The sequence below is a fragment of the Saccharothrix sp. ST-888 genome, from assembly GCF_000955975.1.
Taxonomy (GTDB): Bacteria; Actinomycetota; Actinomycetes; order Streptomycetales; family Streptomycetaceae; genus Kitasatospora.
The window spans coordinates 132,328-145,912 of the sequence record NZ_JYJF01000003.1; the positions used below are offsets into that span (position 1 = coordinate 132,328).

Here is a 13,585-nt window from a genome sequence, read left to right on the forward strand (position 1 = left end):
CGAATGTGGAGGAACCCTCATTCATCCCCTACGGTTCATCAGGAAGCGTGAGCGGGAGCCAGAACGAGGGAGAGACCCGATGGCCAGTCAGACGGTCGAGTCGCCGGCCGGCATCGGCCCGGCGCTGCGCCGGGTGGTGGACGGCCCGGCGGCGGAGTGGGCCGGCCTCGCCGTCCGGCTCGCCCTCGCGGCGGTCTGGGGGTGGGCCGGGCTGGCGAAGATCTCCGATCCGGCCGAGGCGGCCCAGGCCGTCCGGGCGTACGAGATCCTGCCGGAGTCCCTGGTCAAGCCGGTCGGTTACGGGCTGCCGTTCCTCGAGGTGGCCGTCGCGCTGCTGCTGGTGATCGGCCTCGGCGTGCGTGCGGTCGCCGTGGTCTCCGCCGTGCTGCTGCTCACCTTCATCGGCGGGATCAGCTCCGCGTGGGCGCGCGGTATCTCGATCGACTGCGGCTGTTTCGGCGGCGGCGGCGCGGTCGACGCCTCGAAGACCGAGTACCTGCAGGAGATCCTGCGGGACTGCGGCTTCCTGCTGCTCGCCGCCTGGCTGGTGTTCCGGCCGCGTACCAAGCTCTCGGCCGACGCCTGGCTGGCCGCCGCGTAGTACCGGCCCGGTGCCAGTCGGCCCCGTACCCCTCGACCGACACCCGACCTCCACTTTGGACACAGCACGTATGAGCGAGAAGAACCGCGAAGGCAAGCGCAACGCCCGCGAGAAGATGCAGGAGGTGCGTGCGGCCGAGGAGGCGCGCACCAGGCGCAACAAGAAGCTGGGCGTCGTCGGAGTGGTGGCCGCGGTCATCGCCGTCGCCGCGGTGGTCGGCGTGGTGGTGCAGAACCAGCGCTCCAAGCCGGAGACGCCGACCGCCGCCCCGGTCGGCACGATCGGCGACAAGAACCTGGTGATCCCCTCGGGGCCGGCCAACGCGCCCTCCGTGCTGACCGTCTACGAGGACCCGCGCTGCCCCGCCTGCGGCGCCTTCGAGCGGACCTACGCGCCCACCGTCGACCAGCTCGAGGACCAGGGCAAGCTGTACGTCAACTACCACATCGTCTCGTTCATCGACCGCTCGCTCAGCGGCAAGGGCTCCAAGTCCGGCGCCAACGCGCTGGGCTGCGCCCAGGACGCGGGCCACTTCCGCGACCTCCACGACGTGCTCTACCGCAACCAGCCGGAGGAGACCTCCGACGCCTTCGGCGGCAGCGCCACCCTGATCGGCCTGGCCAAGCAGGTCAACGGTCTCGACACGCCGGCCTTCGAGGCCTGCGTCAAGGACAACAAGTACGGCGGCTGGGTCTCCTCGGTGCAGCAGGACTTCGACAAGACCAGCTACAAGTCCACGCCCACCGTGCTGCTGAACGGCAAGCCGGTCTACCCGAAGAACGGCGAGGAGCAGATCACGCCGGAGAACCTGGTCAAGTGGGTCGACGCGGCCAACCAGGGCAAGCCGCTGGGCACCACGGGGCCCGGCAAGGAGAGCCCCGCGCCGACCACCACCGCACCCGTGAGCAACACGCCGCCCTCGCCGTAACGGCGTCCGGAGACGTCGTCCCGGTGGAAGCGTCCCGAGGAGAACGTCGGGAGGGAACGTCCGGCGGAAAAAGAGGGGACTGTTCGGAAGCTGTGACCCCGTCCGGTGCCGTTGTGCCGGGCGGGACACGGTAGCGTCGACCTTGTCATGGAAATCGCTTACATCCCGAGCCCGTCGCGGGGGGTCCTCTACCTCGGCCCCGTCCCGCTGCGCGCCTACGCCTTCTGCATCATCATCGGTGTCGTCGTGGCCGTGTGGCTCGGCAGCAAGCGCTGGGTCGCCCGTGGCGGCGCCAAGCACACCGTGGGTGACATCGCCGTCTGGGCCGTCCCGTTCGGACTGGTCGGCGGCCGCCTCTACCACGTGATCACCGACCACCAGCTGTACTTCGGTGACGGCAAGGACCCCTGGAACGCCCTCAAGATCTGGGAGGGCGGCCTCGGCATCTGGGGTGCCATCGCGCTGGGCGCGGTCGGCGCCTGGATCGGGGCCCGCCGCCGGGGCGTCCCGCTGCCCGCGTACGCCGACGCCATCGCACCCGGTATCGCGCTGGCCCAGGCCTGCGGCCGCTGGGGCAACTGGTTCAACCAGGAGCTCTACGGCAAGGCGACCACCCTGCCCTGGGGTCTGAAGATCCACAAGGTGATGCCGGACGGCACGGTGGCGGACGGCGTCTACCACCCGACCTTCCTGTACGAGTCGCTCTGGTGCGTCGGCGTCGCGCTGCTGGTGATCTGGGCCGACCGGCGCTTCACCCTCGGCCACGGCCGGGCCTTCGCGCTGTACGTCGCCGCCTACACGGTGGGCCGCGCCTGGATCGAGTACCTGCGGATCGACGAGGCGCACCACATCCTGGGCCTGCGGCTCAACGACTGGACCGCGATCGTGGTCTTCGTCGGCGCCATCGCCTACCTGGTGATCGTCGGTAAGAGGCGTCCGGGCCGGGAGGCCCCCGACTCGATCGACCCGGCGGCCCGGGACGAGGAGCTGACGCAGTCCACCGGGGAGAGTGTCCCGTCGCCGAGCCCCGCGCAGGACGAGCCGCAGCCGACCGTCGAAAAGAAGCCGAACAACCCGTCCTGACCTGCACTTTCACCGGAATCCGGCCGCTCCCACCCGTACCGTGGCGAGCGGCCGGAGCGCTGTTCGGACAGCCTTACTTTCCTGGAATCCGTCTAAATTTCGGACTAGTTTAGGGAAGGTGAGACCCCGGGCCGAGCCCGGGGAGAAGTGTTCGAACGGAGGCCGACAGACCATGACCGCGACCATCGCCCAGCCCGCCCTGGATGACCAGCCCAAGCCGCGCATCCCGGCGGAGGGCCACCACCGCGATGTCAACGGCGGCTGGCTCCGCCCGGCGGTGTTCGGTGCGATGGACGGACTGGTCTCCAACTTCGCCCTGATGACCGGTGTGGTGGGCGGTGCCGTCTCCAGCGGCACGGTCATCCTCACCGGCCTCGCGGGTCTGGCCGCCGGCGCCTGCTCGATGGCGGCGGGCGAGTACACGTCGGTGGCCTCCCAGCGCGAACTGGTCGAGGCCGAGATCGAGGCCGAGCGGCTGGAGCTCAGCCGCAACCCGCACGGTGAGCTGGCCGAGCTGGCCCAGCTGTACATCTCGCGCGGTGTCGAGCCGGGGCTCGCCCACGAGGTCGCCCGGCAGCTGTCCGCCGACCCGGACCAGACGCTGGAGATCCACGCCCGCGAGGAACTGGGCATAGACCCCAGCGACCTGCCCTCGCCGCTGGTGGCGGCGGCCTCCTCCTTCCTCTGCTTTGCGATCGGTGCGCTGCTGCCGCTGCTGCCGTACCTGCTGGGGGCCACCTCACTGCTGCCCGCGCTGGCGCTGTCGCTGGTGGGGCTGTTCCTGTGCGGCGCGGTGGTGGCCCGGGTGACCGCGCGCAGCTGGTGGTTCAGCGGGCTGCGGCAGCTGGTGCTGGGCAGTGCGGCCGCCGGGGTGACGTACCTGCTCGGCATGCTGATCGGTGGGCACGTCGGCTGACACCGGGACCTGCACGAGGTCTTTCTCAGGGGCGCGGGAACCGCGCGGGTGGTTCCGCACAGGGTGCGGAATCGCTCGCGCAGTCCCCGCGCCCCGGCCGTTTGCTGCGCCGTCCGGGGGCCTCTCGGCTGTGGGTTTGTACAGGATGTCGTATGGATATGCCGACGGTTGCGTGACGTTCCACACATGGGTTGACGGCCCTGACCTGGCCTAACCTCGCCAACGAGCGTGCTTGACCGCAGATTCGTGCCTGCCGGTCAGCTGCTGAGGGCGGATTCGCAGGCGGTGCCGTTCTCGCTATGTGGACGGCGGATTTCGCCCCTGTTTCGGGGCGGGTGGCCAGGGGCACACTGGTGGCAGCGTGCGGACGGGCGTTCGTCTCTCCCCGCTCCGGTCTCCAGTCGGAAACCCCCGCTGAACTGGGCCTTCTGTCCGCGATGTGGACGCGATATTCCACTTCTCGGGATTCTCGGCATTATGTAACCTGCACGAAATCGCATCAGGGCCAACGTCGTCCCTATTGCACTGAGCACCTTGCCAATGACGACGACGGGAGAGCCGATGCTGTCTGCATCCATGCACTCCGCCAACGAGCCTGCGCAGGCCAACCGCCCGTATGCGCTCGTTCCGGATGCGCGCCCCACAGCCCAGGGTCTGTACGACCCGCGCAACGAGCACGACGCCTGCGGCGTCGGTTTCGTGGCCACGCTGACCGGCATCGCCGACCACACGATCGTCGAGCAGGCGCTGACCGTCCTGCGCAACCTGGAGCACCGGGGTGCCACCGGCGCCGAGCCGGACTCCGGTGACGGCGCGGGAATCCTGACCCAGGTCCCGGACGCCTTCCTGCGCTCCAAGGTCGCCTTCGAGCTCCCCGCCGCCGGTTCGTACGCCGTGGGCATCGCCTTCCTGCCGGACGAGGACGAGGCGGACGCCGCCGCCGTCGCCCGGATCGAGGCGATCGCCGCCGAGGAGGGCCTGACCGTCCTCGGCTGGCGCGAGGTCCCGACCGCCCCCGAACTGCTCGGTGCCACCGCCCGCTCGGTGATGCCCCGCTTCCGCCAGCTCTTCCTCGCCTCGGCGCCCGGTGAGCACGGCGCCGGCCACGGCGCGAAGGCCGGCATCGAGCTGGACCGGGTCGCCTTCGTGGTCCGCAAGCGCGCCGAGCGTGAGGCCGGGGTGTACCTCCCGTCGCTGTCGGCGCGGACGATCGTCTACAAGGGCATGCTGACCACCGGCCAGCTGGAGCCCTTCTTCCCTGACCTCTCGGACCGGCTGTACGCCTCCGCGGTCGGTCTGGTGCACTCGCGCTTCTCCACCAACACCTTCCCGAGCTGGCCGCTCGCCCACCCGTACCGCTTCGTCGCGCACAACGGCGAGATCAACACGGTCAAGGGCAACCGGAACTGGATGACCGCCCGCGAGTCCCAGCTCGCCACCGGGCTCATTCCCGGTGACCTTCGGCGGATCTTCCCGATCTGCACCCCGGACCACTCCGACTCGGCCTCCTTCGACGAGGTCCTGGAGCTGCTGCACCTCGGCGGCCGTTCGCTGCCGCACTCGGTGCTGATGATGATCCCGGAGGCGTGGGAGAACCACGCCACCATGGAGCCGGCCCGGCGCGCCTTCTACCAGTACCACTCCAACCTGATGGAGCCCTGGGACGGCCCGGCCTGCGTCACCTTCACCGACGGCACCCAGATCGGCGCCGTGCTGGACCGCAACGGCCTGCGCCCCGCCCGCTACTGGGTCACCGAGGACGGCCTGGTCGTGCTCTCCTCCGAGGTCGGCGTGCTGGAGATCGCCCCGGAGAAGGTGGTCAGGAAGGGCCGCCTGCAGCCCGGCAAGATGTTCCTCATCGACACGGCCCAGGGCCGCATCGTCGAGGACGAGGAGATCAAGTCCGCGCTGGCCGCCGAGCACCCCTACGAGGACTGGGTCGCCGCCGGGCAAATCCAGCTCGCCAAGCTGCCCGAGCGCGAGCACATCCACCACACCCACGCCTCGGTCACCCGCCGCCAGCAGACCTTCGGGTACACCGAGGAGGAGCTGCGGGTCATCCTGGCGCCGATGGCCAGGACCGGCGCCGAGGCGCTCGGTTCGATGGGCACCGACTCGCCGATCGCCGCGCTCTCCGAGAAGCCGCGCCTGCTGTTCGACTACTTCGTGCAGCTCTTCGCGCAGGTCACCAACCCGCCGCTGGACGCCATCCGGGAGGAACTGGTCACCTCGCTGCTGAGCAACCTCGGTCCCGAGGGCAACCTGCTCGCGGCCGAGGCCGCCTCCTGCCGCTCGGTCGGCATCACCTTCCCGGTGATCGACAACGACGAGCTGGCCAAGCTCATCCACATCAACGCGGACGGCGACCAGCCGGGCCTGAAGGCCGTCACGCTGTCGGGCCTGTACAAGGTCGGCGGCGGCGGCGCGAGCCTGGCCGCCCGGCTCACCGAGATCGCCGCCGAGGCGGACGCCGCGATCGCCGACGGGGCCCGGATCGTCGTCCTCTCCGACCGGCACTCCGACGCCGAGCACGCGCCGATCCCCTCGCTGCTGCTCACCTCGGCCATCCACCACCACCTGATCCGCACCAAGCAGCGCACCCAGGTCTCGCTGATCGTCGAGGCCGGTGACGTCCGCGAGGTGCACCACGTCGCGCTGCTGGTCGGCTACGGCGCCGGCGCGGTCAACCCGTACCTGGCCATGGAGTCCGTCGAGGACCTGGTCGCGCAGGGTGTCTTCATCGAGGGCCTGGAGCCCGAGAAGGCGATCAAGAACCTGATCAAGGCGCTCGGCAAGGGCGTGCTCAAGGTGATGTCCAAGATGGGCATCTCCACCGTGGCCTCGTACCGCGGCGCCCAGGTCTTCGAGGCGATCGGCCTCTCCCAGGAGCTGGTGGACGGCTACTTCGCCGGTACCACCACCAAGCTCGGCGGCATCGGCCTGGACGAGATCGCCAGGGAGGTGGCCGCCCGCCACGCCAAGGCGTACCCGGCGTCCGGGATCTCGGCCGCGCACCGCGCGCTGGAGATCGGCGGCGAGTACCAGTGGCGCCGCGAGGGCGAGCCGCACCTGTTCGACCCGGACACCGTCTTCCGGCTCCAGCACTCCACCCGCTCACGCCGGTACGACATCTTCAAGCAGTACACCGACCGGGTGAACGAGCAGTCGACCCGGCTGATGACCCTGCGCGGCCTGTTCAAGCTGGACGCGCTCGGCCGGGAGCCGATCTCCGTCGACGAGGTCGAGCCGGTCTCCGAGATCGTCAAGCGCTTCTCCACCGGCGCCATGTCGTACGGCTCCATCTCGCGCGAGGCGCACGAGACGCTGGCGATCGCGATGAACCGCCTCGGCGGCAAGTCCAACACCGGTGAGGGCGGCGAGGACCCGGACCGCCTGTACGACCCGGAGCGCCGCTCGGCGATCAAGCAGGTCGCCTCCGGCCGGTTCGGCGTCACCAGCGAGTACCTGGTCAACGCGGACGACATCCAGATCAAGATGGCCCAGGGCGCCAAGCCCGGCGAGGGCGGCCAGCTGCCCGGCCACAAGGTCTACCCGTGGATCGCCAGCACCCGGCACTCCACCCCGGGCGTCGGCCTGATCTCCCCGCCGCCGCACCACGACATCTACTCCATCGAGGACCTGGCCCAGCTGATCCACGACCTCAAGAACGCCAACCCGGCGGCCCGCGTCCACGTGAAGCTGGTCTCCGAGGTCGGTGTCGGCACGGTCGCGGCGGGTGTCAGCAAGGCGCACGCGGACGTGGTGCTGATCTCCGGCCACGACGGCGGTACCGGGGCCTCGCCGCTGACCTCGCTGAAGCACGCGGGCGGCCCCTGGGAGCTCGGCCTCGCCGAGACCCAGCAGACCCTGCTGCTCAACGGCCTGCGCGACCGGATCGTGGTGCAGACCGACGGCCAGCTGAAGACCGGCCGCGACGTGGTGATCGCCGCGCTGCTCGGTGCCGAGGAGTTCGGCTTCGCGACCGCGCCGCTGGTGGTCTCCGGCTGCATCATGATGCGGGTCTGCCACCTGGACACCTGCCCGGTCGGGGTCGCCACCCAGAACCCGGTGCTGCGCGAGCGCTTCTCCGGCAAGCCCGAGTTCGTGGTCAACTTCTTCGAGTTCATCGCCGAGGAGGTCCGCGAGCTCCTCGCCGAGCTGGGCTTCCGCTCGATCGAGGAGGCCATCGGCCACGCCGAGCACATCGACGCAGCCGCCGCGGTCGACCACTGGAAGGCCGCCGGGCTCGACCTGGCCCCGCTCATCCACGTCCCCGAGCTGCCCGAGGGCTCCGCACTGCACCGCACCACCGAGCAGGACCACGCGCTCGACAAGGCGCTGGACAACCAGCTGATCGAGCTGGCCGAGGACGCCCTGGAGCGCGGCGACGCGGTCCGGATCCAGCTGCCGATCCGCAACGTCAACCGGACGGTCGGCACCATGCTCGGCCACCAGGTGACCAAGCGGTACCGCGGCGAGGGCCTGCCGGAGGGGACGATCGACGTCACCTTCACCGGCTCGGCCGGCCAGTCCTTCGGCGCGTTCGTCCCGCGCGGCGTCACGCTGCGCCTGGAGGGCGACGCCAACGACTACGTCGGCAAGGGCCTCTCCGGCGGTGTGGTGATCGTCCGCCCGGCGCGCGAGGCCGCCGCCATCGGCAACGACGCCCAGAACCACGTGATCGCCGGCAACACCATCGGGTACGGCGCCACCGGCGGCCGGATCCACCTGCGCGGCAAGGCCGGCGAGCGTTTCGCGGTCCGCAACTCGGGTGCGACCCTGGTGGTCGAGGGCGTGGGCGACCACGGCCTGGAGTACATGACCGGTGGCCGGGTGCTCATCCTCGGTGAGACCGGCCGCAACCTGGCGGCGGGGATGTCCGGCGGTATCGCCTACGTCCTGGACCTTCGCCCGGCCAACGTCAACGGCGGTATGGTCGGCATCGAGGCCCCGGACGCCAGGGACCGCGACTGGCTGCGCGAGACCGTGCAGCAGCACTACGAGGAGACCGGCTCCACCGTCGCCGCCGAGCTCCTGGCCGACTGGGGCAGCGGGGTCTCCCGCTTCTCCAAGATCATGCCGACCGACTACAAGGCTGTGCTCGCCGCCAAGGACGCCGCTGAGCGCGATGGACTCTCCGAGTCCGAGACCACTCGCAAGATGATGGAGGCGGCGAATGGCTGACCCCAAGGGCTTCCTGACCACCGGCAAGCAGCTGGCCGAGCGCCGGCCCGTGGACGTGCGACTGCGGGACTGGAACGAGGTCTACGTCGAGCGCAGCCTGCTGCCGATCATCACCAAGCAGGCCGGCCGCTGCATGGACTGCGGCATCCCGTTCTGCCACAACGGGTGCCCGCTCGGAAACCTCATCCCCGAGTGGAACGACCTCGCCTACCGGGACGACTGGACCGGCGCGATCGAGCGGCTGCACGCCACCAACAACTTCCCGGAGTTCACCGGCCGGCTGTGCCCGGCTCCGTGCGAGTCGGCGTGCGTGCTGGGGATCAACCAGGACGCGGTGACCATCAAGAACGTCGAGGTCACCATCATCGACAAGGCCTGGGACCGGGGCGGCGTCACCGCGCAGATCCCCGAGCGGCTGTCGGGCAAGACGGTCGCGGTGGTGGGCTCCGGCCCCGCCGGGCTGGCCGCCGCCCAGCAGCTGACCCGGGCCGGGCACACCGTGGTGGTCTACGAGCGCGCCGACCGGATCGGCGGCCTGCTGCGCTACGGCATCCCCGAGTTCAAGATGGAGAAGCGCCACATCAACCGCCGGATCGAGCAGATGCGCGCGGAGGGCACCCGGTTCCGTACCGGCGTGCACGTCGGCGAGGACATCACCGGCCAGCAGCTGCGCGAGCGCTTCGACGCGGTGGTGGTCGCCGCCGGTGCCACCGCCGCCCGTGATCTGCCCGTTCCCGGACGGGAGTTGAAGGGCATCCACCAGGCGATGGAGTACCTGCCGCTGGCCAACAAGGTCCAGGAGGGCGACTTCGTCGACTCCCCGATCAGCGCCAGGGGCAAGCACGTCATCGTCATCGGCGGCGGCGACACCGGTGCCGACTGCCTCGGCACCGCGCTGCGCCAGGGTGCGACCTCGGTCACCCAGCTGGAGATCATGCCGCGGCCGAGCGACGAGCGCCCCGGCCACCAGCCCTGGCCGACCATGCCGATGACCTACAAGGTCACCTCCGCCCACGAGGAGGGCGGCGAGCGCGTGTACGCGGTCAACACCACCCACTTCACCGGCGACGAGGACGGCAATGTGGCCGAACTCCACCTGGTCGAGGTCGAGTTCAGGGACGGCCGGTTCGAGCCCGTCCCCGGCACCGAGCGCTCCCTGCCGGCGCAGCTGGTCACCCTGGCCATGGGCTTCACCGGGACGGACGTCCAGAACGGTCTGGTCGGGCAGCTGGGCGTCGAGCTCGACGCACGAGGTAATATCGCCCGTGATGGGAAGTTCGGCACCAATGTGGACGGTGTGTACGTCTGCGGTGACGCCGGTCGCGGCCAGTCACTGATCGTCTGGGCCATCGCCGAGGGCCGCTCCGCGGCCGCCGCGGTGGACAAGTACCTGGGTGGCAAGACTCCGCTGCCCGCTCCGATCCGTCCGACCGACCGCCCCCTGGTGGTCTGACAACCCTCGCAAGAACCGCCGGGCAACTGCCCGCCCGGCTGCACCACCCGCCCGCCCGCCAGAGCCGCCGGGCATTGCGGTCAAGACGGCGCCTGCCCTCTCCCCGACCAGTTGGGGGCAGGCGCCGTTGCCATGTCCGGCGCCGCCGCCCGTGCCCGGTTTCGTTGTGCTTTCCCCGTCAAGGCAGTTGACTCGACAGTAGGATGACGATCGGTCAGATCTAGTGCTGAAAAGGGGATCGGATGTCCTACTTCTCTGAACTGTCGCGGCAGTACATCGACGGTCGGTGGCAAGCCGGTAGCGGTGCGTGGGACATCGTCGATCTGAACCCCTACGACGGCGAGAAGCTGGCCGCCTTCACCGTGGCGACGGTGGCGGAGGTCGACCAGGCCTACCGGGCCGCCGAGCGGGCGCAGCAGGAGTGGGGCCGGCGCAACCCGTACAGCAGGCGGCTGGTCTTCGAGCGGGCGCTGCGGATCATCGAGGAGCGCGAGCAGGAGATCACCGAGGCGATCATCGCCGAGCTCGGCGGCACCCGGCTCAAGGCGGCGTTCGAGCTGTCGCTCTCCAAGGACATGCTCCGCGAGTGCATGCAGCTGTCGCTGCGGGCGGAGGGCCGGATCCTGCCGTCGCCGGTGGACGGCAAGGAGAACCGGCTGTACCGGCTGCCGGTCGGCGTGGTCGGGGTGATCAGCCCGTTCAACTTCCCGCTGTTCCTCTCGCTCAAGGCGGTCGCGCCCGCGCTGGCGCTCGGCAACGCCGTGGTCCTCAAGCCGCACCAGGAGGCCCCGGTCACCGGCGGCACCCTGCTGGCGAAGATATTCGAGGAGGCCGGGCTGCCGGCCGGTCTGCTGAACGTGGTGCTGACCGACATCGCGGAGATCGGCGACACCTTCCTGGAGCACCCCGTACCCAAGGTCATCGCCTTCACCGGCTCGGACCAGGTCGGCCGGCACGTCGCCCGGGTGGCCGCGGGCCACTTCAAGCGGACGGTCCTGGAACTCGGCGGCAACAGCGCCCTGATCGTGCTGGACGACGCCGACCTCGACTACGCCGTGGACGCCGCGGTGTTCAGCCGGTTCGCCCACCAGGGGCAGGTCTGCATGGCGGCCAACCGGGTGCTGGTCGACCGCAGCGTGGCGGCCGAGTTCACCGAGCGGTTCGTCGCCAAGGTCCGCACCCTGAAGGTCGGCGACCCCCAGGACCCGGCGACCCAGCTCGGCCCGCTGATCAACAGCGCCCAGGCGGAGGCCATCTCCGCGCAGGTGGACCAGGCGGTGGCGGAGGGCGCGACCGTGCTGCTGCGGGGTGCCACCGTGGGCACGCTGATGGAGCCGGTGGTGCTCACCGACGTCCCGGCCGAGTCGGAGATCCTGCGCCGGGAGCTGTTCGGCCCGGTGGTCGTGCTGGTGCCCTTCGACGGTGAGGACGAGGCGGTACGGATCGCCAACGACACGCCGTTCGGCCTGAGCGGGGCGGTGCACACCGGAGACGTCGAGCGCGGGGTCCGGCTGGCCAAGCGGATCGAGACCGGCATGATCCACATCAATGACGGGACCATCCACGACGAGGCCATCGTCCCGTTCGGCGGCGAGAAGAGCTCGGGTGTGGGACGGCTGAACGGCGAGGCCACGGTCGAGGCCTTCACCACGCTGAAGTGGATCTCCGTCCAGCACGGGCGGAGCCGCTTCCCGTTCTGACCGGATCCGGCGGCCGGCCGGGTGAGTGTGCCGGAGCTGTTCACGTGGCGGCTCCGGCACCGTTCACCTTCGGGCGGCAGGCTGACGGGCCATGAGCCCTGTGAACAGTGTCAGCCGGCGTGGTCTTCTGGCGGGAGCGACCGGGGTCGGCCTCGGAGGTGCGGTCGCGCTGGGCGGGGGGACTGCCACGGCAGCTCCTGGCGCACCGAGCCCGCTGCTGTGGTCGCGCCCGGGGCGGCTGGGTGCGCCCCGAGTCGGCGGCCTGCACCTGCAGTTCGGCGCGGACGCCTCCCGCGAGGTGGTCGTCTCCTGGAACACCACCGCCTCGGTCGCGCGTCCCCGGGTGATGTACGGGACGGCGCACGGCGGCTTCGGCCGGACCCAGCAGGCGCAGACCACCACCTACCGGGACGCCAAGTCGGGCACCGAGGTGCGGGTCCACCACGTCCGGATCGGCGGCCTGCAACCGGACACCGACTACGTCTACGCGGCCCTGCACGACGGCGCCGCACCGGAGTTGGGCACCGTACGGACCGCGCCGCGCGGCCGCGGCGCCTTCACCTTCACCAGCTTCGGCGACCAGGGCACACCCACGCTGGGCCGGCAGACCGCGAGCGGGTGGGTGAACGACAACCTCGGCAGCCCGGCAGCCGGCGACACCACGGCCGGGGTCGAGCGCATCGCACCGCTGTTCCACCTGGTCAACGGCGACCTCTGCTACGCCAACCTCTCCACCGACCGGGTCCGCACCTGGTCGGACTGGTTCGAGAACAACTCCCGTTCCGCCCGCCACCGTCCGTGGATGCCCGCCGCCGGGAACCACGAGAACGAGCTCGGCAACGGACCGGTCGGGTACGGCGCGTACCAGGCCTACTTCAGCCTCCCCGAGGCCGGGGCGGACGAGCAACTGCGCGGCCTGTGGTATGCGTTCACCGCCGGCTCGGTGCGGGTCATCAGCCTGAACAACGACGACGTGGCGTACCAGGACGGCGGGAACTCCTATGTGCACGGCTACTCCGGCGGAGCCCAGCAGCGCTGGCTGGAGGCCCAGTTGGCGGCGGCCGACGCCGACCCGGAGATCGACTGGATCGTGGTCTGCATGCACCAGGTGGTGATCTCCACAGCCGACAAGTTCAACGGCGCGGACCTCGGGATCCGGGAGACCTGGGTGCCGCTGTTCGACCGGTACGGGGTGGACCTGGTGGTCTGCGGCCACGAACACCACTACGAGCGCTCCCACCCGATCCGGGGTCAGCAGCCCACCGACACCCGCACCCCGATCCCGGTCGCCACCGGCACCGAGGTGATCGACATCACCAAGGGCACCGTCCACATGGTGATCGGCGGCGGCGGCACCTCGGCGCCCTCCAACCAGCTGCTCTACAGCCCCGCCCGCTGCCGGGTGATCACCGGGGTCGGCCCGGTGGACCCCGCCACCGGGAAGCGTCCGCCGAACTACGTGATCGAGGACGCCCCCTGGTCCGCCTTCCGCGACGCCGACCACTCCTACGGCTTCGCCGCCTTCGAGGTCGACCCGGGCACCCGGGGCGGCCACACCTCGATCGCCGTCACCTACTACGCGGTCACCGGCCCCTACGGCGACCTGCTCCCCGTCGACCGCTTCACGCTCACCCGCCCGCGCGGATCGCGGACCGGCCGGCGGCCGTAGCCGGACCCCTGAGACCGACCTGAACACGGGGGGTGGGTGAAGATGGGGTAC

Annotated in this window: 8 protein-coding genes; all 8 read left to right on the forward strand. The window is 70.5% G+C overall.

Annotated elements, in window-relative coordinates:
* The first annotated feature begins 79 nt into the window (after window positions 1-79).
* Window positions 80-601, forward strand: a complete 522-nt coding sequence (locus UK12_RS03040) for a MauE/DoxX family redox-associated membrane protein (protein ID WP_082119249.1) — start codon at window positions 80-82, stop codon at window positions 599-601.
* A gap of 70 nt (window positions 602-671) precedes the next feature.
* Window positions 672-1,529, forward strand: coding sequence for a DsbA family protein (locus tag UK12_RS03045; RefSeq protein ID WP_045299130.1), 858 nt, complete (start codon window positions 672-674; stop codon window positions 1,527-1,529).
* 147 nt (window positions 1,530-1,676) lie between these two features.
* Window positions 1,677-2,612: a prolipoprotein diacylglyceryl transferase gene (gene lgt / locus UK12_RS03050; protein WP_045299132.1), complete on the forward strand. Its 936-nt coding sequence runs from the start codon at window positions 1,677-1,679 to the stop codon at window positions 2,610-2,612.
* A gap of 172 nt (window positions 2,613-2,784) precedes the next feature.
* Window positions 2,785-3,528, forward strand: a complete 744-nt coding sequence (locus UK12_RS03055) for a VIT1/CCC1 transporter family protein (protein ID WP_045299135.1) — start codon at window positions 2,785-2,787, stop codon at window positions 3,526-3,528.
* A 561-nt stretch (window positions 3,529-4,089) separates the two neighbouring features.
* Window positions 4,090-8,712 (forward strand): glutamate synthase large subunit, encoded by a 4,623-nt coding sequence (gene gltB / locus UK12_RS03060; RefSeq protein WP_045299137.1) that lies wholly within the window; start codon window positions 4,090-4,092, stop codon window positions 8,710-8,712.
* On the forward strand, window positions 8,705-10,165 hold the full coding sequence (locus UK12_RS03065; protein ID WP_045299139.1) for a glutamate synthase subunit beta: 1,461 nt from the start codon (window positions 8,705-8,707) through the stop codon (window positions 10,163-10,165). Before gltB ends, UK12_RS03065 begins: the two co-directional genes overlap by 8 nt.
* A 242-nt stretch (window positions 10,166-10,407) precedes the next feature.
* Window positions 10,408-11,865, forward strand: coding sequence for an aldehyde dehydrogenase family protein (locus tag UK12_RS03070; protein ID WP_045299141.1), 1,458 nt, complete (start codon window positions 10,408-10,410; stop codon window positions 11,863-11,865).
* A gap of 91 nt (window positions 11,866-11,956) precedes the next feature.
* The gene (locus UK12_RS03075) at window positions 11,957-13,534 is read left to right on the forward strand and encodes a purple acid phosphatase family protein (protein WP_045299143.1); all 1,578 of its coding nucleotides are present in this window, start codon (window positions 11,957-11,959) and stop codon (window positions 13,532-13,534) included.
* Window positions 13,535-13,585: the final 51 nt, after the last annotated feature.

Bases quoted from the DNA above. Each gene is read 5' to 3' on its own strand.
- UK12_RS03040 (WP_082119249.1), top strand. From the start codon at position 80: ATGGCCAGTCAGACGGTCGAGTCGCCGGCCGGCATCGGCCCGGCGCTG.
- UK12_RS03055 (WP_045299135.1), top strand. From the start codon at position 2,785: ATGACCGCGACCATCGCCCAGCCCGCCCTGGATGACCAGCCCAAGCCG.
- gltB (WP_045299137.1), top strand. From the start codon at position 4,090: ATGCTGTCTGCATCCATGCACTCCGCCAACGAGCCTGCGCAGGCCAAC.
- lgt (WP_045299132.1), top strand. From the start codon at position 1,677: ATGGAAATCGCTTACATCCCGAGCCCGTCGCGGGGGGTCCTCTACCTC.
- UK12_RS03075 (WP_045299143.1), top strand. From the start codon at position 11,957: ATGAGCCCTGTGAACAGTGTCAGCCGGCGTGGTCTTCTGGCGGGAGCG.
- UK12_RS03070 (WP_045299141.1), top strand. From the start codon at position 10,408: ATGTCCTACTTCTCTGAACTGTCGCGGCAGTACATCGACGGTCGGTGG.
- UK12_RS03065 (WP_045299139.1), top strand. From the start codon at position 8,705: ATGGCTGACCCCAAGGGCTTCCTGACCACCGGCAAGCAGCTGGCCGAG.
- UK12_RS03045 (WP_045299130.1), top strand. From the start codon at position 672: ATGAGCGAGAAGAACCGCGAAGGCAAGCGCAACGCCCGCGAGAAGATG.